Origin of the sequence: Pseudomonas sp. NEEL19, assembly GCF_028751975.1 — a bacterium.
In the GTDB taxonomy this organism is placed as follows: Bacteria; Pseudomonadota; Gammaproteobacteria; order Pseudomonadales; family Pseudomonadaceae; genus Aquipseudomonas; species Aquipseudomonas juntendi.
The window spans coordinates 3,572,225-3,597,099 of the sequence record NZ_CP081491.1 but is presented as its reverse complement, the minus strand read 5'-3'; the positions used below and the strand labels follow the sequence as shown (position 1 = coordinate 3,597,099).

General features: G+C 63.5%; 20 protein-coding genes and 1 pseudogene. 12 read left to right on the top strand and 9 right to left on the bottom strand.

The window, feature by feature from the left end; translation table 11 throughout:
* Positions 1 to 23: 23 nt before the first annotated feature.
* The 4 genes from K4A76_RS15995 (at position 24) to K4A76_RS15980 (ending at position 3,875) form a co-directional block, all read left to right on the top strand.
* Positions 24 to 275 (top strand): DUF1653 domain-containing protein, encoded by a 252-nt coding sequence (locus K4A76_RS15995; protein ID WP_025754461.1) that lies wholly within the window; start codon positions 24 to 26, stop codon positions 273 to 275.
* A 101-nt stretch (positions 276 to 376) separates the two neighbouring features.
* Positions 377 to 2,986 carry a type I DNA topoisomerase gene (gene topA, locus K4A76_RS15990; protein ID WP_009686278.1) on the top strand — a complete coding sequence of 870 codons (2,610 nt, stop codon included), beginning with the start codon at positions 377 to 379 and terminating at the stop codon, positions 2,984 to 2,986.
* A gap of 89 nt (positions 2,987 to 3,075) precedes the next feature.
* Positions 3,076 to 3,591, top strand: coding sequence for a DUF6586 family protein (locus tag K4A76_RS15985; protein WP_009686279.1), 516 nt, complete (start codon positions 3,076 to 3,078; stop codon positions 3,589 to 3,591).
* A gap of 50 nt (positions 3,592 to 3,641) precedes the next feature.
* Positions 3,642 to 3,875, top strand: coding sequence for a hypothetical protein (locus K4A76_RS15980; protein WP_009686280.1), 234 nt, complete (start codon positions 3,642 to 3,644; stop codon positions 3,873 to 3,875).
* Between the two features lie 56 nt (positions 3,876 to 3,931).
* Here K4A76_RS15980 and sulA read toward each other — a convergent pair whose 3' ends face one another.
* Entirely contained in the window at positions 3,932 to 4,408 is a 477-nt protein-coding gene (sulA, locus tag K4A76_RS15975; protein ID WP_009686281.1) for an SOS-induced cell division inhibitor SulA, read from the bottom strand.
* Between the two features lie 13 nt (positions 4,409 to 4,421).
* On the bottom strand, positions 4,422 to 5,030 hold the full coding sequence (lexA, locus tag K4A76_RS15970; RefSeq protein WP_029887015.1) for a transcriptional repressor LexA: 609 nt from the start codon (positions 5,028 to 5,030) through the stop codon (positions 4,422 to 4,424).
* Between the two features lie 217 nt (positions 5,031 to 5,247).
* Between lexA and K4A76_RS15965 the strand changes: the two genes are divergently transcribed.
* On the top strand, positions 5,248 to 5,955 hold the full coding sequence (locus tag K4A76_RS15965; protein WP_009686283.1) for a TetR/AcrR family transcriptional regulator: 708 nt from the start codon (positions 5,248 to 5,250) through the stop codon (positions 5,953 to 5,955).
* A gap of 83 nt (positions 5,956 to 6,038) precedes the next feature.
* The gene (nagZ, locus tag K4A76_RS15960) at positions 6,039 to 7,037 is read left to right on the top strand and encodes a beta-N-acetylhexosaminidase (RefSeq protein ID WP_172828394.1); all 999 of its coding nucleotides are present in this window, start codon (positions 6,039 to 6,041) and stop codon (positions 7,035 to 7,037) included.
* A gap of 100 nt (positions 7,038 to 7,137) precedes the next feature.
* On the opposite strand, the gene K4A76_RS15955 is transcribed toward nagZ, so the two are convergent.
* From K4A76_RS15955 to mfd, 3 genes are read right to left on the bottom strand one after another with little or no spacing between them, the layout of a single operon-like run.
* Positions 7,138 to 10,455 carry a DEAD/DEAH box helicase gene (locus tag K4A76_RS15955; RefSeq protein WP_274410681.1) on the bottom strand — a complete coding sequence of 1,106 codons (3,318 nt, stop codon included), beginning with the start codon at positions 10,453 to 10,455 and terminating at the stop codon, positions 7,138 to 7,140.
* 4 nt (positions 10,456 to 10,459) lie between these two features.
* Entirely contained in the window at positions 10,460 to 11,032 is a 573-nt protein-coding gene (locus tag K4A76_RS15950; RefSeq protein WP_161891814.1) for a CsiV family protein, read from the bottom strand.
* A 9-nt stretch (positions 11,033 to 11,041) separates the two neighbouring features.
* Positions 11,042 to 14,491: a transcription-repair coupling factor gene (gene mfd, locus K4A76_RS15945; RefSeq protein WP_009686288.1), complete on the bottom strand. Its 3,450-nt coding sequence runs from the start codon at positions 14,489 to 14,491 to the stop codon at positions 11,042 to 11,044.
* A 167-nt stretch (positions 14,492 to 14,658) separates the two neighbouring features.
* Here mfd and K4A76_RS15940 point away from each other — a divergent pair, with 167 nt between their 5' ends.
* The 3 genes and pseudogenes from K4A76_RS15940 to sthA all read left to right on the top strand — a co-directional run bounded on the left by K4A76_RS15940 (position 14,659) and on the right by sthA (position 18,010).
* A complete protein-coding gene (locus tag K4A76_RS15940; protein WP_009686289.1) occupies positions 14,659 to 16,122 on the top strand; it encodes a glyceraldehyde-3-phosphate dehydrogenase in 1,464 nt (487 codons plus the stop codon).
* 76 nt (positions 16,123 to 16,198) lie between these two features.
* Positions 16,199 to 16,412, top strand: a pseudogene (locus K4A76_RS15935) (FAD:protein FMN transferase); the annotation flags it as partial.
* A 203-nt stretch (positions 16,413 to 16,615) separates the two neighbouring features.
* The gene (gene sthA, locus K4A76_RS15930; protein ID WP_009686290.1) at positions 16,616 to 18,010 is read left to right on the top strand and encodes a Si-specific NAD(P)(+) transhydrogenase; all 1,395 of its coding nucleotides are present in this window, start codon (positions 16,616 to 16,618) and stop codon (positions 18,008 to 18,010) included.
* 42 nt (positions 18,011 to 18,052) lie between these two features.
* Here the strand turns inward: sthA and K4A76_RS15925 are convergent, their stop codons facing one another.
* Complete coding sequence (locus tag K4A76_RS15925) at positions 18,053 to 18,775, bottom strand: glycerophosphodiester phosphodiesterase (RefSeq protein WP_009686291.1); 723 nt, start codon at positions 18,773 to 18,775, stop codon at positions 18,053 to 18,055.
* Between the two features lie 30 nt (positions 18,776 to 18,805).
* On the bottom strand, positions 18,806 to 19,390 hold the full coding sequence (locus K4A76_RS15920) for a PilZ domain-containing protein (RefSeq protein ID WP_029887019.1): 585 nt from the start codon (positions 19,388 to 19,390) through the stop codon (positions 18,806 to 18,808).
* A gap of 93 nt (positions 19,391 to 19,483) precedes the next feature.
* Between K4A76_RS15920 and K4A76_RS15915 the strand changes: the two genes are divergently transcribed.
* The 3 genes from K4A76_RS15915 to K4A76_RS15905 all read left to right on the top strand — a co-directional run bounded on the left by K4A76_RS15915 (position 19,484) and on the right by K4A76_RS15905 (position 22,728).
* A complete protein-coding gene (locus tag K4A76_RS15915; RefSeq protein WP_047149820.1) occupies positions 19,484 to 20,734 on the top strand; it encodes a lipoprotein-releasing ABC transporter permease subunit in 1,251 nt (416 codons plus the stop codon).
* A 7-nt stretch (positions 20,735 to 20,741) separates the two neighbouring features.
* On the top strand, positions 20,742 to 21,425 hold the full coding sequence (lolD, locus tag K4A76_RS15910; protein WP_172828393.1) for a lipoprotein-releasing ABC transporter ATP-binding protein LolD: 684 nt from the start codon (positions 20,742 to 20,744) through the stop codon (positions 21,423 to 21,425).
* A gap of 61 nt (positions 21,426 to 21,486) precedes the next feature.
* On the top strand, positions 21,487 to 22,728 hold the full coding sequence (locus K4A76_RS15905; RefSeq protein WP_009686295.1) for a lipoprotein-releasing ABC transporter permease subunit: 1,242 nt from the start codon (positions 21,487 to 21,489) through the stop codon (positions 22,726 to 22,728).
* 44 nt (positions 22,729 to 22,772) lie between these two features.
* On the opposite strand, the gene K4A76_RS15900 is transcribed toward K4A76_RS15905, so the two are convergent.
* On the bottom strand, positions 22,773 to 24,125 hold the full coding sequence (locus K4A76_RS15900; protein WP_274410680.1) for a heavy metal sensor histidine kinase: 1,353 nt from the start codon (positions 24,123 to 24,125) through the stop codon (positions 22,773 to 22,775).
* Positions 24,122 to 24,802 (bottom strand): two-component system response regulator CinR, encoded by a 681-nt coding sequence (cinR, locus tag K4A76_RS15895; protein ID WP_054911645.1) that lies wholly within the window; start codon positions 24,800 to 24,802, stop codon positions 24,122 to 24,124. Before cinR ends, K4A76_RS15900 begins: the two co-directional genes overlap by 4 nt.
* Positions 24,803 to 24,875: the final 73 nt, after the last annotated feature.

Below are 24,875 nucleotides of genomic sequence, written 5' to 3'. Positions count from 1 at the left end.
TTTTATTCAGGAGGGTGTGCAACATGCAGATACAGCCAGGCGTCTACCGGCATTACAAAGGGCCTGAGTACCGTGTCTTCAGCGTTGCGCGGCACTCCGAGAGCGAAGAGTGGATGGTTTTTTACCAGTGCCTGTATGGTGACTACAGCTTCTGGGTGAGGCCACTTTCGATGTTCCAGGAGTCCGTCGAGGTTGACGGCGAGCAGGTGCCACGCTTTGCTTTGGTCAAGGCCGAAGAGGGGCTGCCCGGGTTGCTGGGCAAGTCGCACGCATGATCGTTCGAACTTGACCTCACACTTTTGCCACTATATATAGCGGTGCCGCGTGTCGGCACCTGACGCGTTTTTCATCTTCAGATTCAGGAATACTCCGATCCATGGGCAAATCGCTGGTCATTGTGGAATCCCCGGCCAAGGCCAAGACCATCAACAAGTACCTGGGCAACCAGTACGTGGTGAAGTCGAGTATCGGCCATATCCGAGACCTCCCCACCAGCGGTTCGGCCAGCGCAAGCAAAGAGCCGGCCGCCAAGCGTGGTAAGGCTGCGGGTGAGGCCCCGGCGCTTTCACCCAAGGAAAAGGCCCGTCGCCAGCTGGTGTCGCGCATGGGTGTCGACCCCGACCACGGCTGGAAAGCCAAGTACGAGATCCTGCCTGGCAAGGAAAAGGTGATCGAAGAGCTGCGCCGCCTGGCCAAGGATGCCGACACCATCTATCTCGCAACCGACTTGGACCGCGAAGGGGAAGCCATTGCCTGGCACCTGCGCGAGGCCATCGGTGGTGACGACGCCCGCTACAAGCGCGTGGTGTTCAACGAAATTACCAAGAAGGCGATTCAGGAAGCCTTCTCGCAACCGGGCGAGCTGGACATCGACCGGGTCAACGCCCAGCAGGCTCGGCGTTTCCTTGACCGTGTGGTGGGCTACATGGTGTCGCCGCTGTTGTGGGCCAAGATTGCCCGTGGCCTGTCCGCCGGTCGCGTGCAGTCGGTAGCGGTCAAGCTTGTGGTAGAGCGCGAGCGTGAAATTCGCGCGTTCATCCCGGAAGAATACTGGGAAATCCACGCCGACCTCGGCACCGCGAAAAACGCCAAGGTGCGTTTCGAAGTGGCGCGCGAAAATGGCGAGGCGTTCAAGCCGCTGAACGAAGCCCAGGCCATGGCCGCGCTGGAGAAGCTCAAGGCTTCCAGCTACAGCGTGGTCAAGCGCGAAGACCGCCCGACCAGCAGCAAGCCGTCGGCGCCGTTCATTACCTCCACCCTGCAGCAGGCCGCCAGCAACCGCCTGGGCTTCGGCGTGAAGAAGACCATGATGATGGCCCAGCGCTTGTACGAAGCTGGCTACATCACGTACATGCGTACCGACTCGACCAACCTGTCGGCCGATGCCCTGGACATGGCCCGCAGCTACATCGAGCGTGAGTTCGGCAAGCAGTACCTGCCGGATGCGCCGCTGGTCTACGGCAGCAAAGAAGGCGCCCAGGAAGCGCACGAAGCGATTCGCCCGTCGGACGTGAATACACACCCGACCAAGCTCAGTGGCATGGAGCGCGACGCCGAGCGCCTGTACGAGTTGATCTGGCGCCAGTTCCTGGCTTGCCAGATGCCGCCGGCGCAGTACCTGTCTACCAGTGTTACCGTGGCTGCCGGCGATTTCGAGCTGCGCGCCAAGGGCCGTATCCTGAAGTTCGACGGTTATACCCGCGTGCTGCCACAGCAGAGCAAGCCGGGTGAAGACGACGTACTGCCGGAAATGGTCCAGGGCGAAGCACTGAAGTTGCTGCAGATCGACCCGAGCCAGCACTTCACCAAGCCGCCGGCACGCTTCACCGAAGCCAGCCTGGTCAAGGAAATGGAAAAGCGCGGCATCGGTCGCCCGTCGACCTACGCGGCGATCATTTCCACCATCCAGGACCGTGGTTATGTGACCCTGCACAACCGCCGCTTCTACTCCGAGAAAATGGGCGACATCGTCACCGAGCGCCTGTCGGAAAGCTTCTCCAACCTGATGGACTACGGCTTTACCGCCGACATGGAGGAGAACCTCGACGACGTGGCCCAGGGCGAGCGTGACTGGAAGAACGTGCTCGACGAGTTCTATGGCGACTTCAGCAAGAAGCTGCAGACGGCCGAGTCGAGCGAAGACGGCATGCGCGCCAACCAGCCGACCATGACCAACATTCCGTGCAAGGAATGTGGCCGGCCAATGATGATTCGTACTGCTTCCACTGGGGTATTCCTTGGCTGCTCTGGCTACAGCCTGCCGCCGAAAGAACGCTGCAAGGCGACCGTCAACCTGGTGCCCGGCGATGAGATCGCTGCGGACGACGAGGGCGAGTCCGAGTCGCGGGTGCTGTTGGGCAAGCACCGTTGCCCGATCTGCGCCACGGCGATGGATGCCTACTTGCTGGATGAGAAGCACAAGCTGCACATCTGCGGTAACAACCCGGACTGCCCTGGCTACGAAATCGAAGAAGGCAACTACCGCATCAAGGGTTACGAAGGGCCAAGCCTGGAATGCGACAAGTGCGGTAGCGAGATGCAACTGAAGACCGGCCGGTTCGGCAAGTTCTTCGGCTGCACCAACCCGGCTTGCAAGAACACCCGCAAACTGCTGAAAAGCGGTGAGGCAGCGCCACCGAAGATGGACAAGGTGGACATGCCTGAGCTCAAGTGCGAGAAGGTGGACGACACCTACGTACTGCGCGATGGCGCCTCGGGGTTGTTCCTGGCGGCCAGCCAGTTCCCCAAGAACCGCGAAACCCGGGCACCACTGGTCATGGAAATCGTGCCGCACAAGCACGAGATCGACCCGAAGTACCACTTCCTGTGCGATGCGCCGCAGAAGGACCCGGACGGCCGCCCTGCAGTGATCCGCTACAGCCGCAAGACCAAGGAGCAGTACGTGCAGTCCGAGGTCGATGGCAAGCCTACCGGCTGGAAGGCGTTCTACGACGGTGGCGCGTGGAAGGTAGAAGACAAGCGCTGAGCCTTCAGTGCTGTAATTGGGGCCGCTTAGCGGCCCCAATCATTTATGATGCAGAAACTTGCCTTGCAGCCTGAAGGGAGGGCACAGAAATGGCCCAGGAAACCTACACCCGCACCAACCAGAAACTGTTCTTTGCCGGCCTCGCCCTCGAGGCCATGGCCAAGGCCGAGCAAAGCCAGGCCATGAATGCCCAGGGCCTGGTACAGGCCGAGCGCGAGTCGGCGCTGTTTCACCTGTACGGCGCGCTACTGGGCATGTGCCATGAAATTGGTGCTTTCTACCGCCTGCCGGTGGTGGCAACTGTGGAGCAGGCGCTGGCCGACGACAGCCTGAACGGTATTGCCATCCCCGAGGTGGCCGAGCTGCTGGAGCTGGCGCGCCAGCGTGAAACCTGGCTGGCGCAAATGCTCAGTGCTTATGCCGATTTGTTCCGACCACCTGTCGCCAGGAAAGCGCCAAAAACCGATGTTACTCAGCCGCTGATCCAAGCCGTGAACCTTGACGAGCCCGAGCAACCAGCGTTGTCCCGCGCCGAGCTGGAAAGCTGGCGCAATAACCTCAAAGGCCTGGTCAGGCGTTTTCGCGACGCGTTGAGTGAGTGCTGATCGCGGCAACGGCTGATACAATACTGGCCTTTCGCGGAGAACTGCCATTTATGTCTACGTCTTTTCTGGAAATTGTCGAGTTGCCTGATGGCCGCATCGAACTGCGTCGCGCCGAGGATGAAGGCTCACTGGTAACCTTGGATTTCTCGGAAGACGCCAAGGTATTCCTGCAGGGTCAGCATGTTGAAGTGGCCAAGGCCATGCTCAGCGTGGGTGTGCAGATGGCCGGTCGCCTGATGGAAGGTGAGGCTGAGCGTGATGAAGGGCCGCGGGTGCTGCACTGAACCCTGAGGGTGCAGCAGGTGCCTGGCGTTTTGAAGTAACAGGCAAAGCCTGAACATCAGCCGAGGCGGATGTTCAGGCTTTGTGCATTTCCGGTAGTGGCTGCCCGTAGCAGTTGCTGGCGGGCAGTGGCATTCACGCTACCCAGCCAGCTGACCACCGTGTGGCTAAGGCCCAGGCGCAGGGCTTCGCAGGCCAGCTGCAATGGGCTCTGATTGCTACGGGGTTGCAGCAGCAGGATCCGTTCACGGTTGAGGCCTGCGTCGCGCAGCCAGGCCTGGGTCAGGCTCGACGGCGGCGCGATCAGGGTCAGCCAGCGGGTTTCGTCTTCTTCGCTCAGCTCACGCAGTACGGGTGCCAGCAGGTTTTGGCAGTGCCCTTGGGCGCCACGCAGCGACAGTTCGCTGAAAAGCTCGGGGTCGCTGTGCTTGCGTGCCAGTTCGCTGGCCTTTAAGCCAGGAAGTACGGGTTGGGCAAGGAATGCTTCGAACAACGGCAACTGGGCTTGCTCGGGTACGTGAATGAACTGCTGCATGACGCCTCCTGGATCAGCGGCGAATGACGCCGACGCTCAAGCCCTCGATCACCAGTTCCTGTTCTTTCAGGTCGACTTCGATGGGGGCGAATTCGGGGTTTTCGGCCAGCAGCCAGACTTTGCTGCCTTCGCGCTTGAAGCGCTTGACGGTCACTTCGTCGCCGATGCGGGCCACCACGATCTGGCCGTTGCGTGCTTCACGGCAGGTGTGTACTGCCAGCAGGTCGCCGTCCAGGATACCGACGTCCTTCATGCTCATGCCGTGCACGCGCAGTAAATAGTCGGCCTGGGGGTGGAAGAACGCGGGGTTGATGTTGCACGATTGCTCGATGTGCTGCTCGGCAAGGATCGGTGCACCGGCAGCCACACGGCCGATGATGGGCAGGCCGCTTTCTTCGGCCTTGGCTTCGAAGCCCGGGATGCGGATGCCGCGGGATGCACCTGGGGTCATTTCGATGGCACCCTTGCGGGCGAGGGCCTTGAGGTGTTCTTCGGCAGCGTTGGGCGATTTGAAGCCCAGTTCCTGAGCGATCTCGGCACGTGTGGGCGGGAAACCGTTGTCTTCCAGGCAACGCTTGATGAACGCGAGAATTTCGGCTTGGCGTGGCGTCAGTTTCAGCATGTTGGGCGCTCTGGCTTTTTGTACAGTGACTGGGATTATATACAGTACTGGATAAGCTTCAAGCCACACGTTGCAAGAAAAGTCGAACGCCCCCTCCCGGAGGCACGACGCGCGCTGTTTTCCAACGGCGACCGCCCGGTCACCGAGCCTTGACAGATGCAGGGCTGAAACGTATGTTTCAAACAACTGTTTGTCTGGCGGAGTAGTCGGAGTAGTCATGGCCCAATCGGAAACCGTTGAACGCATTCTCGATGCTGCCGAGCAGCTGTTCGCGGAAAGGGGGTTCGCTGAAACCTCGCTGCGGCTGATTACCAGCAAGGCCGGGGTCAACCTGGCGGCGGTCAACTATCACTTCGGTTCCAAAAAAGCGCTTATCCAGGCTGTGTTCTCGCGCTTCCTGGGCCCGTTCTGCGCCAGCCTCGAGCGTGAACTGGAACGCCGCCAGGCCAAGCCCGAGCACAAGCCAAGCCTGGAAGAGCTGCTGGAAATGCTGGTGGAGCAGGCATTGGCCGTGCAGCCGCGCAGCAACAACGACCTGTCGATCTTCATGCGGCTGCTGGGCCTTGCCTTCAGCCAGAGCCAAGGGCACTTGCGGCGCTACCTGGAAGACATGTACGGCAAGGTGTTCCGCCGCTACATGCTGTTGGTCAACGAGGCGGCTCCCCGTATTCCGCCGCTGGAGCTGTTCTGGCGCGTGCACTTCATGCTGGGGGCGGCCGCGTTCAGCATGTCCGGCATCAAGGCCCTGCGGGCCATCGCCGAAACCGACTTCGGTATCAATACGTCCATCGAACAGGTCATGCGCCTGATGGTGCCGTTCCTGGCGGCCGGCATGCGGGCGGACAGTGGCGTCACCGACCCGGCCATGGCCACTGCACAGCTGCGCCCACGCACCAAGAGCAGCGCCGCCACGGCCAAGGCCTGAAGGCTGGGCGCGGCGCGGCGCTTGGGCTAAGCTAGCGCCGCTTCTGTTCAGTCTTCAATTAAGGAATACCCATGACCGTCAGTCTGCAAGGCTCCCTGATGGTGGACATCGCCGGTAAATGGCTGACCGCCGAAGACCGTCACCTGCTGCGCCAGCCCGAAGTGGCCGGCCTGATCATCTTCGCCCGCAATATCGACAGCCCGCGCCAGGTGCGTGAGCTATGCGCATCCATCCGCGCCATACGCCCCGATCTGATTCTGGCGGTGGACCAGGAGGGCGGCCGTGTGCAACGCCTGCGCCAGGGCTTTGTACGCCTGCCCGCCATGCGCGCGCTGGCCGACAACGACAACGCTGAATACCTGGCCGAGCAGTGTGGCTGGCTGATGGCGACTGAAGTGCTGGCAGTGGGCCTGGACCTGAGCTTCGCTCCGGTGCTTGACCTTGATCACCAGCGCAGTGCCGTGGTGGGCAGCCGCGCCTTCGAGGGCGACCCGCTGCGTGCGACGCAGTTGGCCGGGGCGTTCATCCGCGGTATGAATGCCGCAGGCATGGCGGCCTGCGGCAAGCATTTCCCGGGGCATGGCTGGGCCGAGGCCGATTCGCACGTGGCCATTCCCACCGATGAGCGCAGCCTTGCGCAACTGCGCCAGGCCGACCTTGTACCGTTCAGCCGCCTGAGCGGGCAATTGGCGGCGGTGATGCCGGCGCATGTCATCTACCCGCAGGTGGACGACCAGCCGGCCGGCTTCTCGCGCCGCTGGCTGCAGGACATTCTGCGTGGCGAGCTGGGCTTTGACGGGGTGATCTTCAGTGATGACCTGTCGATGGCCGGTGCCCATGTGGTGGGCGATGCGGCCAGCCGTATCGAGGCGGCATTGTCTGCCGGCTGCGACATGGGCCTGGTTTGCAATGACCGCGCGGCGGCAGAGCTGGCACTGAGCGCAGCGCAGCGCATGCAGGTCAGGCCCTCGCCGCGTATCGCCCGGATGCGCGGGCAGGGCTTTGCACGTACCGACTATCGCCAGCAGCCACGCTGGCTGGCGGCGTTGGGCGCGTTGAAAGAGGCGCAGCTGGTCGACTGACCTGTCGCCGCTGTAGCGGGTTTCTGGTTGCCAGTGAGATCGCCGCCGGCGCGGCGCTCGGCCTCACTGCCAGCCAACCCTCACGGCCGACCCGAGGGCATCAGCGCCCACGCTTGCCCGGCAACGGTGCAAACAGGGCATCGATCTCTTCATCCCCCAGCCGCCACTGCCCAGCCTGGCCGCCATCGAGCAGGCTCGCCGCCAACGCGGCCTTCTCCTGCTGCAGTGCCTGTATTTTCTCTTCCACGGTGCCGCGGGTAATCAGCTTGAACACGAACACCGGTTTGTCCTGGCCTATACGGTAGGCGCGGTCGGTGGCCTGGTTTTCGCTGGCCGGGTTCCACCAGGGGTCGAAGTGGATCACCGTGTCTGCCGCCGTCAGGTTCAGGCCCACGCCGCCGGCCTTCAGGCTGATCAGGAACACCTCGCTGTCACCCTGCTGGAACTGCTGCACTGGCGTACGCCGGTCGCGGGTATCGCCGGTGAGCAGGCTGTAGCGGATCTGGCGCTTTTGCAGTTCCTGCTCGATCAGTGCAAGCATCGACGTGAACTGCGAAAACAGCAGTACCCGGCGGCCTTCGCTGAGCAGCTCATCGAGCATTTGCAGCAGTGCCCCCAGCTTTCCCTTGTCGGCCTGGTTACCCTTGCTCTCCACGCCTTTTACCAGGCGCAGGTCGCAGCACACCTGGCGCAGCTTGAGCAGCGCGTCGAGGATCACGATCTGGCTGCGCGCGGCACCGTTGCGGGCAATTTCATCGCGGACTTTCTTGTCCATGGCCACGCGTACCGCTTCGTAGGTGTCACGCTGGGCGTCGCTGAGCTCGACCCAGTGCACCATCTCGGTTTTGGCCGGCAGCTCGGTGGCCACCTGCTCCTTGGTGCGGCGCAACAGGAAGGGCCGGACGCGGTTGGCCAGGTGGGCCATGCGCTCGCTGTCACCGTGGCGCTCGATCGGCGTGCGGTAGTCCTGGTTGAAGCGCTTCAGTTCACCCAGCCAGCCGGGCATCAGGAAGTGGAAGATCGACCACAGTTCGCCCAGGTTGTTTTCCATCGGCGTGCCGGTCAGGCACAGACGCTGGGTGGCCTGCAGTTCGCAGGCGGCCAGGGCCGCCTTGCTGGTACTGCTTTTGATGTTCTGTGCCTCGTCCAGCACCAGCACGTGCCACGCGTGCGCGCGCAGGTGCTGCAGGTCGCGCGGCAGCAGCGCATAGGTGGTGAGGACCAGGTCGTAGTCGCCCAGCTTGGCAAAATGCTTGCTGCGCCCTGGCCCGTGCAGGGGCAGTACACGCAGGTCGGGGGCGAAGCGTGCGGCTTCGTCCAGCCAGTTGGGGATCAGGCTGGTCGGCATCACGACCAGGGCTGGGCTGACGAGGCGCCCGCTTTCCTTTTCCAGCAGCAGGTGAGCCAAGGCCTGCAGGGTCTTGCCCAAGCCCATGTCGTCGCCCAGAATGCCGCCGGTACCCATTTCGCGCAGGGCCTGCAGCCAGTTTAGGCCTTGCTGCTGGTAGGCGCGCAAGCTGGCCCGCAGCGCGACTGGCGGTGCGACCTGCAGGTCACGCGCGTCACGCAGGCGGCGCCCCAGGTCGCGCACATGCTCGCCACCTTCCCAATGCAGCGGCATGCCTTCGATCTGGTTCAGGCGCGCAGCGTCGGCGCGGTCCAGGCGCAGGGCCGGGCCTACGCTGCCGTCGTGCAGGTACAGCTCGCCCAGGGTGCCCATCACTGCCTTGATACGGCCATAAGGCAGGGCGACGCGCAAGGGCGAGGCATCCAGGCGGCCGCGGTTCAGGTCGATCAACAGGTGCTCGTCGTCACTGCGCCGGGCGAGTTCGCTGGGGCGTAACAGCTCTGGGCTGCTGCGCAGCAATTCCAGCACGATCGGCAACAGGCTGTGGCGCTGGCCATCGACCACGATGCCCAGTTCCAGGTCGAACCATTCATGGCCCGGCGCTTCGTCGATGGTCGCGTACCAGTCTTCCACCTCTTGCAGGTCGAAGGCGAAATCGCGGTGGGTATCGATGGCCCAGCCGGCTTCGCGCAGGCGTGGCAGGCCCTCGCGGGCAAAGTGCAGCCAGGCTTCGTCGTCGGGCAGTTGATACATTTCCCCGGCACTGTCGGGCAATGCCTTGCTCTGCCGGGTTGCAGGCCTGAAGCCGAAGTCCCGCAGCACCTTGCGCAGGGCTTGTTCAGCCTGGGGCTGGCGGCGGATGCGCTGGCTGGTGTTGCCTGCAAGGCGGGTCAGCGGCTTGTCGTCGCTACCGCTGGCTTGCAGGCCGTCATAGTCGAATGCCAATGCGGCGCGATGTTGCATCTGCCGTTGCATGCGCCCGGTTTTCGGCATGTAGGCGGTGTACTCGAGGCTGCCGAGGGCCAGCAGGGCCTGTGGCTGTATGTCCTCGATCACTTGCTCTCGCACGGGGGCTGGGGTCGGCACCTTGTGGCTCAGGGCATTGAGCTTGTGGCTCAGGGGCACGACCAGGTGTTCCGGCACATCGGGGGCGATGGTCAGCTGCACGGCCACATGCGGGTCAAGGGTGTGTTCGACCTTGCCCACCTCTTGCGCCTGCACATCGAAGTAGTACAGCGGCAGCAGCGGGATGACGCAGCGCAGCGGTTCCTCACCGCTGTACCACAGCCCGCGGTAGTTGCCATTGCCCTGGCGTACCCAGCGGAACTCGGCTGGGCGGGGCGGGCCTTCGTGCAGCAGGGGCATGTTGACGTCGAACAGCATGCGCCCGGTCTCCAGTGCGCGCTGGAACAGTTCGCCGCCTTCCTGGCCTTTGAGTTGGTAGCCGCGGTCCTGGCCGGCACCCTGGTTCAATGCCGCAAGCAGGCGCAGGATGCGCGTGTCCTGGTCGGTGACGAAGCGCGGCGGCTCGTAGAGAAAATCGTAAAGCGACTGCACCCGGCTGAAGCGGATGCCGTCCTCGCTCCGTGTGCCTTTGCGCACCAGCAGCGAACAGCCGGCAGCATCGGTCAGTTGCAGCTGGTAGCAGACCATGCGCCCGCGTTTGTCATCGGCTGCGCCGGTCTGGGCCGGCGGCTGCTCCAGGCCACTGAGCCAGTGCTGCAGTTCGGCCGACAGCATACCCGGTGGGCTTTGCACAGGCTCGGTGCTGATGTCGGGGCCGCTGAGGGTGAACAGTACCGCAGCGCAATGCTTGCAGTTTTGGCGTACCGGGCAGTCGCACTCACCCTCGACGTGGCAGCGGCCGCCTGCAATGTGCAGTTCGATGGTTTGCTGGTAGACATTGTCGCCGCTGCCTTCGCACCGGGCGGTGATGGTCTGGCGATAGATAGCGTCCAGTTCTACCCGGCCTTCATCGGCATAGCGTTCTGCGCGCTGCAGGGTGGCCTTGCTGAACGACTGGGTCCAGTTCGGGTATTGATTCACCAACTCGACGGCATCTGGCTTCATGCGCTTACTGCTCCATGATCTCCGGGTCCATGGCCGGCATTTTCGGCGTGCCCGGTGGCGTGATCTTCAGCAGCACCGCCAGGTGCCCACCGTCGAGGAAGGTCAGCTGCCCACCTTTGACGTTACTGTTGCTTTGCTTGAACTGCTCGCTTTGCAGCACGCTGCCGTTGCCATCCAGCTGGTTGACCCAGAAGTTGGCCTCCACCGCGATGAAGCGCCCTTGGGCAATGCTCAGGTTGCCTTCGATAGGGAAATGGCCGAATTGCTCGGTGCCTTCGCCCAAGGCGATGCGGCTGGGTTGGTCGCCCACCTGTTGCCGCCAGGCCTTGTGCATCAGCACGGTGTAGTCTGCGGTCGCTTCCAGGCGGGTGGCTTCGTCTTCCAGCGCCGGGCGTTGCTCGGCGTCTTTGTGCAGGCGCGCAGCACCGCCGCTCCAGTCTTCCGGTGCGAACGGGCTGGTAAAGGCGGGCACGCTGTTCTGCCGCACCAGAATCATTTCTACCTGATACAGGCCTTCGGCGAAGGCGGCTGGCGCGAACAGCGCCAGCAGCAGGGTCAGGCAACGGATGGCACGCATGAATCTTCCTTAGGCAGGCTGTGGGGTCAGGCGCTCGAACAGCGCCTCCAAGGTGTTGAAGCGTTCGTCCGGGCGCTCCATTGGCACCAGGAAGCGGAACTGGGTCGCGCCTTCGAACTTGTAGCGTTTGGGCTGGCCCTGAATCAATTTGATCAAGGTCAGCGGGTCTACCGGGGTTTCGGCCTCGAACTCGAGCTTGCCGCCATTGGGGCCGGCATCGACTTTCTTGATGCCGAGCTTTTCCGCCTGCAGCTTGAGCGACGTCAGGCGCATGAGGTTCTTGGTGGGTTCCGGTAGCAGGCCGAAGCGGTCGATCATTTCGACCTGCAGGTCCTTGAGGCCCTCTTCGTCGGCCGCCGAGGCAATGCGCTTGTACAGGATCAGCCTGGCATGCACATCGGGCAGGTAGTCTTCGGGGATCAGCGCCGGCAGGCGCAGGTTGATCTCCGGGCCGCCGCCCAGTGGCTGTTCCAGGTTGGGCTGGGTGCCCTTGCGAATGGCCTTGACTGCGCGCTCGAGCATTTCCATGTACAGGGTGAAGCCAACGGCCTGGATCTGCCCACTCTGGCCTTCGCCCAGCAGCTCGCCGGCCCCGCGGATTTCCAGGTCGTTGGTCGCCAGCACGAAGCCGGCGCCAAGGTCCTGGGTGTTGGCGATCGCTTCCAGGCGCTTTTCGGCGTCGGCGCTGACCTTCTGTCGGGTGGGCGTGAGCAGGTAGGCGTAAGCCTGGTGGTGGCTGCGGCCAACCCGGCCGCGCAGCTGGTGCAACTGGGCCAGGCCGAACTTGTCGGCGCGTTCGATGACGATGGTGTTGGCGCTGGGCACGTCGATACCGGTTTCGATGATGGTCGACGCCACCAGCACGTTGAAGCGCTTGTGGTAGAAATCGCTCATCACCTGTTCCAGTTCACGCTCGCGCATTTGCCCATGGCCGATGCCGATGCGTGCCTCGGGTACCAGTTCGGCGAGGTCGGCTGCGCATTTCTCGATGGTTTTCACATCGTTGTGCAGGTAGTACACCTGGCCGCCGCGCAGCAGTTCGCGCAGCAGCGCCTCTTTGACGGTGCTCTTGTTCTGCTCCATGACGAAGGTGCGCACTGACAGGCGGCGCGCCGGCGGCGTGGCGATGATGGACAGGTCGCGCATGCCCGCCACCGCCATGTTGAGCGTGCGCGGGATGGGGGTGGCGGTGAGGGTGAGGATGTCGACCTCGCTGCGCAGGGCCTTGAGCTGCTCCTTCTGGCGTACGCCAAAACGGTGCTCTTCGTCGATGATTGCCAGGCCCAGGTCCTTGAAGCGTACGTCGTCCTGCAGCAGCTTGTGGGTGCCGATCAGGATGTCGATCTTGCCCTCGGCCAGGTCTGCGGCGGCGGCGGCGACTTCCTTGGCGGACTTGAAACGGCTCATCACTTCCACGGTCACCGGCCAGTCGGCGAAGCGGTCGCGGAAGCTGTTGTAGTGCTGTTGGGCGAGCAGGGTGGTCGGCACCAGTACCGCCACCTGGCGGCCGCTGTGCACGGCAATGAACGCCGCACGCATGGCCACTTCGGTTTTGCCGAAGCCCACGTCGCCACAGACCAGGCGGTCCATCGGCTTGGGCGCGAGCATGTCGGCGCGCACGGCTTCGATGGCGGCCTGCTGGTCGGGGGTTTCCTCGAACGGGAAGCCGGCGCTGAACGTGGCGTAGTCGGCGGACGGGTCGGCGAAGGCGTAGCCTTTGCGCGCGGCACGCCGGGCGTAGATGTCGAGCAGTTCGGCGGCCACGTCGCGGACTTGTTCGGCAGCCTTGCGCTTGGCCTTCTGCCAGGCTTCCGAACCCAGCCGGTGCAGCGGTGCCAGGGCGTCGTCGCTGCCGGTGTAGCGGGCGATCAGGTGCAGGTTGGCGACCGGCACATAAAGCTTGGCGTTTTCGGCATATTCCAGGGTCAGGAACTCTGCAGCCTGGCCGTCGATTTCCAGCGTGGCCAGGCCCAGATAGCGGCCTACGCCGTGGTCAATGTGCACCACCGGTGCGCCTTCGCGCAGTTCGGTAAGGTTCTTGATTACCGCGTCATTGGCGGTTTCGCCACGTTTGTCACGGCGCCGGCGCTGCATGACGCGCTGGCCGAACAGCGGGCTTTCGGCGACCAGGGCAATGGCCGGGTCGTCCAGCAGCAGGCCTTCGTCCAGTGGGGCGATGGTGATGGCCAGGCGCTCGGCACCGGTGATGAAATCGTGCCAGCCATCAACGGTGTGCGGGCGCAGCTTCAGCCGTTCGAGCAGCTCCAGCAATACCTCGCGTCGGCCGGCCGATTCAGCGGTGAACAGCACGCGGCCGGGGAACTGGTCGAGGAAGCTGGCCAGCTCGGCCAGTGGCTGGTTGGCCTTGGCCTCGATCGCCAGGTTGGGCAGGGCGCGCGCCGGGAAGCGCTCGCGCCCTGCGCCGGCTTCCAGGTCGTCGCTGCTGACAACCACCCGCGGCCACTGCTTGAGCCGGGCGAAGCAGTCTTCGACCGGCAGGAACAGCTCGGCCGGTGGCAGCAGTGGCCGGCTGAGGTCGCCACGGCGGTCTTCATAGCGCCCGCGCACGTCGTTCCAGAAGTGTTCGGCGGCCTGTTCCACTCCCGGCAGCGAAAACACCTGGGTGTCCGCCGGCAGGTAGTCGAACAGGGTGGAGGTTTCTTCGAAGAACAGGGGCAGGTAGTACTCGATACCGGCGGGGATGATGCCGCTGGCCAGGTCCTGGAAGATCGCGCTGCGGCGGAAGTCGACGTCGAAGCGTTCGCGAAAGCGTGCCTTGAAGCGGGTCACTTCGTCCTTTTGCATGGGGAATTCGCGCGCAGGCAGCAGGCGCACGGAATCCACCTTGTCTATCGAGCGCTGGGTCTCGGGGTCGAAGGTACGCAGGGTCTCGATCTCGTCATCGAACAGGTCGATGCGGTAGGGCAGCTTGCTGCCCATGGGGAACAGGTCGATCAGTGCACCGCGCACGGCGAACTCGCCATGCTCATAGACCGTGTCGACGCAGCGGTAGCCGGTGGCTTCCAGCCGCGTGCGCATCTGCTCCACGTCGAGGGTCTGGCCCACGTCCAGCACCAGGCTGCTGCCCAGCAGAAAGCGCGTGGGTGCCAGGCGGTGCAGGGCAGTGGTCACCGGCACCACGAGGATGCCGTGGCTCAGCTCAGGCAAGCGGTAAAGGCTGGCGATGCGCTGGGAGATGATGTCCTGGTGCGGCGAGAACAGGTCGTAGGGCAGGGTTTCCCAATCGGGAAACGGCAGCACCGGCAGGTCGGGTGCGAAGAAACGCAGCTCCTGTTCCAGGCGGTCGGCGGCCTGGCTGTCGGCCGTCAATAACAGGGTGAAGCGGCCAGCGCTGCTGGCGGCCTCGGCGATGGCAAGGCTGAGGGCGGCACCGGGCAGGTTGCCCCAGGTTTGTTTGCCGGCCGTGGCCGACATTTGCGGTAGGCGCAGAACTGACACGGGAGATTGCACTCCAAGCGTTGCGGCAAAGAGACCGATTGTACCGGTGACGGTGCCGGCTGTCAGGCTCCAAAGGGCATGAATGCTGGCTTGGCTCGCTGCGACAGGCGCTCATTGCCGGTTCTGTGTTGGGGCGTCATAATGTAGCCCCTTTTTTCTGTCCCTACATGTGGAAGGTTCCCGTGACTCAGAAGCCCGACCAGTGTCTTGGTGAGTGGATCGATCGTGAAGCCCTGGCTGAAGCGATGATCCCGCTTATCGGTCAGCTCTACCGCAACAACAATGTGGTGAGCTCGATTTATGGCCGCAGCCTGATCAACCGTTCGGTTATCTCGATCCTCAAGGCGCACCGCTTTGCGCGTCATCGCCAAACCGACGAAACCGAACTGTCCGTCCACGAGACATTCCCCCTGCTCAAAGCCATGAGCGAGCTGAAACTGGGCGCCGCTTCGGTCGACCTGGGCAAGCTGGCCAACAAGTTCAAGCAGGAAGGCAATGGCCGCACTGCCGAGCAGTTCGTCCGTGAAGAGCTGGCCGACGTGGTTGGCCAGCAGAACGCTTCGGCGCGCAAAGGCACTGACGTGGTGCTGTACGGCTTCGGCCGCATCGGCCGCCTGCTGGCGCGCATCCTGATCGAGAAGACCGGTGGCGGCGACGGCCTGCGCCTGCGCGCCATCGTTGTGCGCAAGGGCGCCGAAAACGACCTGGTCAAGCGTGCCAGCCTGCTGCGCCGTGACTCGGTGCATGGCCCGTTCGATGGCACCATCACCATCGATGAAGCCAACAACACCATCACTGCCAACGGCAACCTGATCCAGGTTATCTACGCCAAGAACCCAAGCGAAGTCGACTATACCCAGTACGGTATCGAAAACGCGCTGATCGTCGACAACACCGGTGTATGGCGTGATGCCGACGGCCTGGGCCAGCACCTGGCCTGCCCGGGCGCTGCCCGCGTGATCCTCACCGCACCTGGCAAGGGCGCGCTGAAGAACATCGTGCATGGCATCAACCATGGCGATATCACGGCCGATGACAAGATCATCTCGGCAGCTTCCTGCACCACCAACGCCATCGTGCCGGTGCTCAAGGCCATCAACGACCAGTACGGCATCGTCAACGGCCACGTCGAAACCGTTCACTCGTTCACCAACGACCAGAACCTGATCGACAACTTCCACAAGGGCAGCCGCCGTGGCCGCGCCGCGCCGCTGAACATGGTCATCACCGAAACCGGTGCCGCCACCGCTGCTGCCAAGGCACTGCCAGTGCTCAAGGGCAAGCTGACCGGCAACGCCATCCGCGTGCCTACGCCGAACGTTTCGATGGCCATCCTCAACCTGAACCTGGAAAAGGCCACTACTCGCGACGAAATCAACGAGTACCTGCGCCAGACCGCAATGCACTCCGAACTGCACAAGCAGATCGACTACGTTGCCTCGCAGGAAGTGGTTTCGACCGACTTCGTTGGCTCGCGCCACGCCGGTGTGGTGGACGCTGAAGCGACCATCGCCAATGACAACCGTGTTGTTCTGTACGTGTGGTACGACAACGAATTCGGTTACAGCTGCCAGGTGGTTCGCGTGATGGAAGACATGGCCGGTGTGAACCCGCCTGCATTCCCACGCTGATTCGCGGGTAAGGCAATGAAGAAACGGGAACCTTCGGGTTCCCGTTTTTTTTGCCTGCTTTTCATGTTGCTGCGGCCTTTGCAGGTGCGTACGCCCGGTAAATCACTTGGGCTCGGATGACGAGCGGCACTATTTCGAGGACAATGGCCGGCGCTATTGGCACCCCCTTTCGATGCCCGTGTCCGGCGCCCGGTGCGCATGACCGTGCCGCCGCTCGGGTGACTCGGGCCGGGGGTGGCTGCGTCTCCCGAGCTACGCCCGCGTTTGCGCAGGCGGTGAAAGGCGAGTGAAAGCGCAAGCAGGGATGATTGCCGCCAGGGATCGGTAAAGCATATGTAGTGCGGGCGAAATTGGCCTACGACGCGACCAAGGGTTAATGTGCGCGGCGTTCACGCTTGATTAGACTGCACCCGAATTTTCTCATGGCGCCCCGGCGGCATGATCGCGTCCCGCGAGCGACCGTGGCTTGCGGGCCAGTTCTGAAGGAGTACGCATGGCTGTCTACAACTACGACGTAGTGGTGCTGGGTTCCGGCCCGGCCGGTGAAGGCGCGGCAATGAATGCCGCCAAAGCAGGGCGCAAGGTTGCGATGGTCGATGACCGTCGCCAGGTCGGTGGTAACTGCACCCACCTGGGCACCATCCCGTCCAAGGCACTGCGTCACTCGGTGCGGCAGATCATGCAGTTCAACACCAACCCCATGTTCCGTGCCATTGGCGAGCCGCGTTGGTTTTCGTTCCCGGACGTGCTGAAAAGCGCCGAGAAGGTCATCGCCAAGCAGGTGGCTTCGCGCACGGGCTACTACGCCCGCAACCGGGTTGACGTGTTCGTCGGTACCGGCAGTTTTGCCGACGAGCAGACCGTGGAAGTGGTGTGCTCGAACGGCGTGGTAGAAAAGCTCAATGCCAAGCACATCATCATTGCGACCGGTTCACGCCCCTACCGCCCGGCCGACATCGACTTCCACCACCCGCGCGTCTACGACAGCGATACTATCCTCAGCCTCAGCCACACCCCGCGCAAGCTGATCGTTTACGGCGCCGGCGTTATCGGTTGCGAATATGCTTCGATCTTCAGTGGCCTGGGTGTGCTGGTAGAGCTGGTGGACAACCGCGGCCAGTTGCTGAGCTTCCTCGACTCGGAAATTTCCCAGGCGCTGAGCTACCACTTCAGCAACAACAACATCACCGTGCGGCACAACGAAGATTATGAGCGCGTCGAAGGCCTGGACAACGGTGTGATCCTGCACCTGAAGTCGGGCAAGAAGATCAAGGCCGACGCCTTGCTGTGGTGCAACGGCCGTACCGGCAACACCGACAAGCTGGGCCTGGAGAACATTGGCATCAAGGTCAACAGCCGGGGCCAGATCGAGGTCGACGAGGCCTACCGTACCAGCGTGCCGAACATCTACGGCGCCGGTGACGTGATCGGCTGGCCAAGCCTGGCCAGTGCGGCCCATGACCAGGGCCGCTCGGCCGCTGGCAGCATCGTGGACAACGGCAGCTGGCGCTTCGTCAATGACGTGCCGACCGGCATCTACACCATTCCGGAAATCAGCTCGATCGGCAAGAACGAACAGGAGCTGACCCAGGCCAAGGTGCCGTACGAAGTGGGCAAGGCGTTCTTCAAGAGCATGGCGCGGGCGCAGATTGCCGGCGAGCCGCAAGGCATGCTGAAGATCCTGTTCCACCGCGAAACCCTGGAAATCCTGGGGGTTCACTGCTTCGGCTACCAGGCCTCGGAGATCGTCCACATCGGCCAGGCGATCATGAACCAGCCAGGTGAGCAGAACAACCTGAAGTACTTCGTCAACACCACGTTCAACTACCCGACCATGGCCGAAGCCTACCGGGTAGCTGCCTACGACGGCCTGAACCGGCTTTTTTGAGCGGCTCCGACCGGTGGCCTGAGCCGGTCGGAGAGACCGATTTCAACCCTGCCCGAGGGTGGTCTTGGCCAAACCGGGAAAGTCTGTAATCAGGCTGTCCACGCCAAAGTCAGCCAGCCGGCGCATCAGTGCCGGCTCGTTGACCGTCCACACCGACACGTGCAAACCCTGGGCCTGTGCTTTGAGCAGGCGTTCGGGGGTGCATAGCGTCCAGTTCAGGGCCAGCAAGTCGCAGCCGTAGTTCTGGGCGACCTTCAACGGGTCGAGCCAGGCGTACTCCGCCACCAGCCCACGTTTCACATCTGGCACCAGCTCCTGGGCTGCACCCAGTACTTCGCGCGAGCTGGAGGTGATGGTGACCTTGTCCAGCAAGTTGTACTGCTGGGCCAGCTCGCGGATGGCCAGAACGGTGGTGGCAGCGCGCGTGCGCGAGGCGCTTTTCACCTCCAGTTGCCAGTGCTCGAACGGGCATTTCTGGAACAGCTCTTCCAGCGTGGGAATCGGGCAGGGCTGCACGTGGCCTGGCCCGCCCTTGCGGGCATCGACCTTGACCAGGTCGGCGGCCGGGTGTTCGACCACCTTGCCGCGCCGGCCGGTGGTGCGCTTGAGGGTGGCGTCGTGGATCACCATCAGCTGGTTGTCGGCTGACAGGTGCAGGTCCAGTTCGCAGCGGGTCACGCCGTGTGCCAGGCACTGCTGGAAGCTGGTCAGGGTATTTTCGGGTGCTTCGCCCTTGGCGCCGCGATGGCCGTAGATCAGGGTCACGTTCGTTCCTTCAGATCAGAGAAAACAGGTTCAGGATGCAGGGCTGTTCTGTTCCAGTTGCTGGCGCCGTTGCTGCTGTTGGCGCTGCAGGATGTAACGGGCCAGCAGTTGCCGTTGGGCGTCGGTCATGTCGATGAACTCGGTGCCGACGTCGTAACCGCCCCCGGTGCGCTGGTCGCAGTGGGTGACTTTACCGCGCAGCAGCAGGCCGTGGGCACGTGGCATCAGCACCATTTTCACCTTGACCCGGGTGCCGGGGGCAAGCGGGTTGTGCTGGGTAAACTCGATACCGCCTTCGGAAATGACCACTGGCTGGGGTTGCCCCACTTCGCCGAGCAGGGTCTGGGCAACCACTGCACTGAGCAGGTCGAGGCGTTTGTTCTGCGCGCGCAGGAAGGCGGCCAGGGTGCGGTCCTTGTCGCTCAGCTGGCGCAGCAGGTGCTGCGCCTCGAAGTCCGACAGGTGCAGCTCGCTGAGCAGGTTGAACAGTGGGGAATCATCTTGCAATACATCTGGGTCAAGGGCTTCGGCCGCGCTTAGGGGGCTTATTTGAAGTGCGATCCGATCGTCGATGCGGTAGTATTCGCGGCGATCTTCTTCGTCTAATGTCGTCATGGCGAACCCAAGGTAGCGGCGGTGGTCCGAGTGTAAAGCCGCCGTAGGCGCCTCGCCACAAGGACGTTCCCTTTCATCCGAACAAGCCCCGACATGTTCAGACCTCTTTTCGCATTTATCGGTACGCGTTATACCCGTGCCAAACGTCGCAATCACTTCGTCTCGTTCATTTCCCTGACCTCGATGATCGGCCTCGCCCTGGGCGTGGTGGTGATGATCGTGGTGCTGTCGGTGATGAACGGTTTCGACCACGAGATGCGTACCCGCGTGCTGGGCATGATCCCGCATGCCACGCTGGAGAGCGGCCAACCCATTGCCGATTGGCAGGCCCTCGCCCAACAAGTAAAGCAGAATCCGCAGGTGGTGGCGGTTGCGCCGTTCACCCAGATGCAAGGCCTGCTGACCCATGATGGCAAGGTGCAGAAAGTGCTGCTCAATGGCATCGACCCGGCCCGCGAGCGCGAGGTGTCGATCATCGACAACTTTGTCTTGCAGGGGCGCCTGGACCAGTTGGCGCCGGGCGAGTGGGGGATCATGATCGGTGACAAGGCGGCGGCCAAGCTGGGTGTGGCCATCGGCGACAAGCTCACCTTCGTCGCCCCCGAGGTCAGCGTGACCCCGGCCGGCATGTTCCCGCGCATGAAGCGCTTCACCGTGGTCGGCACCTTCCACGTTGGGGCGGGCGAGATCGACGGCTACTTGGGCCTGACCAACATCAGCGACCTGTCGCGCCTGCACCGCTGGAAGCCCGACCAGGTACAGGGCCTGCGCCTGAAATTCGACGACCTGTTCCAGGCGCCGCGGGTGGCTTGGAGCATCGCCCAGCAGTTGGGTGACCAGGCGTTCTACAGCCGCGACTGGACCCGTACCCACGGTAACCTGTACCAGGCGATCCGCATGGAAAAAGCCATGATCGGCCTGCTGTTGCTGCTGATCGTGGCGGTGGCCGCGTTCAACATCATTTCCACGCTGGTGATGGTGGTCAACGACAAGCGTGGCGACATCGCCATCTTGCGCACTCTCGGCGCGACGCCCGGGCAAATCATGCTCATCTTCATGGTCCAGGGCACGGTGATCGGGGTGATCGGTACCCTGATCGGCGCCGTGGTCGGCATTCTTGCCGCATTGAATGTCAGTGCCGCCATCGCCGGCATCGAGAAACTGATCGGGCACAAGTTCCTCAATGCCGACGTGTATTTCATCGATTACCTGCCATCGCAGATCCAGGCCCAGGACGTGTACATGGTCTGTGGCGCGGCGCTGGTCCTGAGTTTCTTCGCCACCTTGTACCCGGCCTGGCGTGCGGCCCGCACCCAGCCTGCCGAGGCGCTACGTTATGAGTGAGTCGCGCATGAGTGATAAAGCCGTTCTGAGTTGCCGCAACCTGGGCAAGTCCTACGACGAGGGCCCGGAGTCGGTACAGGTGCTGTCCGGCCTTAACCTGGAGCTGCACGCCGGTGAGCGCATTGCCATTGTCGGCAGCTCGGGCTCTGGCAAGAGCACCTTGCTGAACCTGTTGGGCGGCCTTGACCGGCCCACCCAGGGCAGCGTCTGGCTGGCGGGCGAAGAGCTGTCGGCGCTGGGTGAGCGTGCCCGCGGCCTGCTGCGCAACCGTGAGCTGGGCTTCGTCTACCAGTTTCACCACTTGCTGCCGGAATTCACCGCCATCGAAAACGTGTGCATGCCATTGCTGATCGGCCGCACGCCCATCCCCGAGGCCCGTGAGCGGGCCGAAGCACTGCTCAAGCGCGTAGGCCTGGGCCACCGCCTCAACCACAAGCCGGCCGAGCTATCGGGTGGCGAGCGCCAGCGTGTGGCCATTGCCCGGGCCCTGGTCAACCGCCCTGGCCTGGTGATGCTCGACGAGCCTACCGGCAACCTCGACCACCATACTGCCCAGGGCATTCAGGAGTTGATGCAGGAGCTGTCCAGTGCTTCGCGCACAGCGTTCCTGGTGGTAACGCACGACCTCAGCCTGGCGCGCCAGATGGACCGTGTATTGAAGCTCGACGACGGCCACCTGGTGGCAATCTGAGCGACTGTACGGGGCAACAGGCGTTGCCCCGTTTTCCTGTTTTCATTGGGTGATTTCGTACATGTTCAGACCCTTGCCCATTTTCATCGGCGCGCGCTACACCCGAGCCAAGCGCCGCAACCACTTCATCTCGTTCATCTCCATGACCTCGATGATCGGCCTGTCGCTGGGCGTGCTGGCGATGATCGTGGTGCTGTCGGTGATGAACGGCTTCCAGCGCGAAATGAGCTCGCGCATCCTGGGCCTGGTGCCGCATGCCGCCATCCTCGGGGTGCAGCCACTGGACGACTGGCACAAGGTTGCCGATGCGGCGCTGCAGAACCCGGCAGTGATGGCCGCCGCGCCCATTACCGAAATGGAAGGCATGCTCTCGTACAAGGGCGCGATGCAGCCGATTCAGGTGAGCGGTATCGACCCGGCCGAGGAGAGCAAGGTCTCCATCGTCGGCCAGCACATCGTCCAGGGCCGCTTGCAGGACCTGCAGCCCGGTGAGTTCGGCGTGGTCATCGGTGAGCTCACGGCCCGCCGTTTCCGCCTGAATACCGGCGACAAGCTGACCTTGATCGTGCCGGAAATCAGCAAGGAGCCGGGTGGTATCACCCCGCGCATGCAGCGCCTGACCGTGGTCGGCATTTTCAAGGTCGGCGCCGAACTGGATGGCTCGCAGGCCTATATCCATATGGCCGATGCTGGCCAGATGCAGCGCTGGGCGCCGGGCCAGGTGCAAGGCGTGCGCCTGAAGCTGCACGACCTGTACGCCGCGCCGCAGGTGTCCAAGGCCATCGCCGCCGGGCTGGGCGATGCCTACCGTGCCGATGACTGGTCGCACACCCAGGGCAGCCTGTTCAGTGCGATGAAGATGGAAAAGACCATGATCGGCCTGTTGCTGATGATGATCATTGCAGTGGCGGCGTTCAACATCATCGCCACCCTGGTGATGGTGGTGAACGACAAAGGCCCGGACATCGCCATTTTGCGCACCCTGGGCGCCACGCCAGCGCAGATCATGGGTACGTTCATGGTCCAGGGCAGCCTGATCGGTATTGTCGGCACCCTGATTGGCGGGGTGCTGGGCGTGATTGCCGCGCTGAACGTCAGCCAGATCGTCGGCTGGCTGGAGCGGGTGAGCGGGCAGCACATCTTCACCTCGGATGTGTACTTCGTCAGCAGTTTGCCGTCGCAACTGGAGGGGAGCGATGTGTTGATGATCTGCACCGCCGGCCTGGTGATGAGCTTCCTGGCAACCATCTACCCGGCTTACCGGGCTTCGCAGGTGCAGCCGGCCATTGGCCTGGCGGTTTGAGCCACAGCTGAAGGCTTGCGCAGCGGGCTGCAAGGCAGCCTGTTTCACCGGCCTTCAGTGAATTCGATCACGAAGCGCGTCCACCCCTGCGCGCACTCCGCGCGAATGCAGCCGCCATGGGCCTGCACGATCGACCGGGTAATCGCCAGCCCCAGGCCGGCATGCTCGCTACTGCCTTCACGCCGTGCCGGGTCTACCCGGTAGAAGCGGTCGAACAGCCGTGGCAGGGCCGCGGGCTCGATGGCTGCGCCGGTATTGGCCACGCTGATGCTGGGCCCCGCTGCCAGGGCCACCCGTATCTGCCCGCCTGCCGGGGTAAAGCGCAGCGCGTTATCCAGCAGGTTGGACAGGGCCCGGCGCAGCATGTGCCGGTCGCCGTGCAGCATGGCCTCACCTTCGCGCAGCATCTGCACGTCGCCGTCTTCGGCCAGCGGTGCGTAGTATTCCAGCAGCGCATCCACTTCCTCATGCAGTGCCAGTGGCGCTTGCCCAGGCACCAGCAGCCCATGGTCGGCCTTGGCGAGGAACAGCATGTCATTGATCATCTGCGCCATCCATTGCAGCTCCTCCAGGTTGCCATGCAGGGCCTCGCGGTATTCTTCCAGGCTGCGCGGGCGGGTGAGGGTGACCTGGGTGTGGGTCAGCAGGTTGGACAGCGGTGTGCGAAGCTCGTGGGCGATGTCGGCGGAGAACGCCGACAGGCGCTGGAACGCATCGTCCAAGCGCTGCAGCATGGCGTTCATGGTGCTGGCCAGTTCGGCCAGTTCTACGGGCATCTGGGCCACTGGCAGGCGGGTGGTGAGCGAGCGAGCCGACACGCCAGCGGCCACCTGGCCCATTTGCCGCAACGGCCGCAGACCGCTGCGGGCCGCCCAGGCGCCCAACAGCGCGGTGGCCAGCGCCGACAGGCCGACAGTCAGCCAGATCAGGCGCTGCATGCCTTGCAGGAAATGCTGGTGGTGCGTGATATCAAGGTACAACGCCAGTTGGGCCGATGCGTTGCTGCCCGGCGCCAAGGGCGCGGTCAGGCTGCGGTAGTCCGCCCCTTGGGCATGCTGGGTGCCCAGCCCGGTCGGCAGCACTGCCGGCGGCAGGCCGCTGCGGCTGGCGAACCAGGGAGTGCCGTCGGCGCCGCTGATGCGCAAGGCCAGGTCGGCTTGATGGCTCAGCGCTTCGCGCAGGGCGGGCAGGCGCGCCTTCAGCGCTTCGGCGGTAGTGATGCCGTCCAGTTGCGTGCGCAGCAGCGACAGCCGTGAGGCGAGTAGTTGTTGATCCAGTTCGATGAAGTGCTGCTCACTGGCCCGGTTGAACAACAGGCCGGCGCCCAGCGAAACGGCGGCGGTGCAGGCGGCGAACAGCAGCGCCAGGCGGCTACCCAGGGATACCCGGCGCATCACGCTGGCCGCACTTCGAGTACATAGCCCATGCCGCGCACGGTGTGGATCAGCTTGTTGGGGTGCGGGTCGTCGATTTTCAGGCGCAGGCGGCGGATTGCCACTTCGATCACATTGGTGTCGCTGTCGAAGTTCATGTCCCACACCTGTGAGGCAATCAGCGACTTGGGCAGCACCTCGCCCTGCCGGCGCAGCAACAGTTCCAGCAGGGAAAATTCCTTGGCGGTCAGGTCGATACGGCTGCCTGCGCGTTCGGCGCGGCGGCGGATCAGGTCCAGGCGCAGGTCGGCCAGGCTCAGGGTGGTGTCCTGGCTCGGGCTGGCGCCACGGCGCAGCAGGCTGCGTACCCGCGCCAGCAGTTCGGAAAAGGCGAACGGTTTGACCAGGTAATCGTCTGCCCCCAGCTCCAGGCCATGTACCCGGTCCTCGACGGCATCGCGCGCGGTCAGGAACAGCACAGGCGTATCCCGACCGGCCTGACGCACGGCCTGCAGGATCTGCCAACCGTCGCGACCGGGCAGCATCACATCCAGGATCAGCAGGTCGTGGTCGCCGCTCAGGGCCAGGAACTGGCCGGTCTCCCCGTCGCTGGCCAGTTCGGTGGCGAAGCCGGCCTCGTTCAGGCCCTGGCGCAAGTACTGGCCGGTACGGGCCTGGTCTTCGACGATCAGCAGTTTCATAGGGGTACCAAGGTTTCAGCTGGCTTGCGGTGGCGCTGGAAACGGGCGCGCTCCGTGCGTAAGCCGCAGGGGT

Excerpts from the sequence above, each read along its gene's own strand:
- sthA (WP_009686290.1), top strand. The coding sequence starts at position 16,616 with ATGGCTGTCTACAACTACGACGTAGTGGTGCTGGGTTCCGGCCCGGCC.
- lexA (WP_029887015.1), bottom strand. The coding sequence starts at position 5,030 with ATGCTGAAACTGACGCCACGCCAAGCCGAAATTCTCGCGTTCATCAAG.
- K4A76_RS15940 (WP_009686289.1), top strand. The coding sequence starts at position 14,659 with ATGTGGAAGGTTCCCGTGACTCAGAAGCCCGACCAGTGTCTTGGTGAG.
- K4A76_RS15920 (WP_029887019.1), bottom strand. The coding sequence starts at position 19,390 with ATGACGACATTAGACGAAGAAGATCGCCGCGAATACTACCGCATCGAC.
- topA (WP_009686278.1), top strand. The coding sequence starts at position 377 with ATGGGCAAATCGCTGGTCATTGTGGAATCCCCGGCCAAGGCCAAGACC.
- K4A76_RS15965 (WP_009686283.1), top strand. The coding sequence starts at position 5,248 with ATGGCCCAATCGGAAACCGTTGAACGCATTCTCGATGCTGCCGAGCAG.
- K4A76_RS15955 (WP_274410681.1), bottom strand. The coding sequence starts at position 10,455 with ATGAAGCCAGATGCCGTCGAGTTGGTGAATCAATACCCGAACTGGACC.
- K4A76_RS15950 (WP_161891814.1), bottom strand. The coding sequence starts at position 11,032 with ATGCGTGCCATCCGTTGCCTGACCCTGCTGCTGGCGCTGTTCGCGCCA.
- K4A76_RS15905 (WP_009686295.1), top strand. The coding sequence starts at position 21,487 with ATGTTCAGACCCTTGCCCATTTTCATCGGCGCGCGCTACACCCGAGCC.
- sulA (WP_009686281.1), bottom strand. The coding sequence starts at position 4,408 with ATGCAGCAGTTCATTCACGTACCCGAGCAAGCCCAGTTGCCGTTGTTC.
- lolD (WP_172828393.1), top strand. The coding sequence starts at position 20,742 with ATGAGTGATAAAGCCGTTCTGAGTTGCCGCAACCTGGGCAAGTCCTAC.
- cinR (WP_054911645.1), bottom strand. The coding sequence starts at position 24,802 with ATGAAACTGCTGATCGTCGAAGACCAGGCCCGTACCGGCCAGTACTTG.
- K4A76_RS15980 (WP_009686280.1), top strand. The coding sequence starts at position 3,642 with ATGTCTACGTCTTTTCTGGAAATTGTCGAGTTGCCTGATGGCCGCATC.
- K4A76_RS15995 (WP_025754461.1), top strand. The coding sequence starts at position 24 with ATGCAGATACAGCCAGGCGTCTACCGGCATTACAAAGGGCCTGAGTAC.
- K4A76_RS15915 (WP_047149820.1), top strand. The coding sequence starts at position 19,484 with ATGTTCAGACCTCTTTTCGCATTTATCGGTACGCGTTATACCCGTGCC.
- K4A76_RS15985 (WP_009686279.1), top strand. The coding sequence starts at position 3,076 with ATGGCCCAGGAAACCTACACCCGCACCAACCAGAAACTGTTCTTTGCC.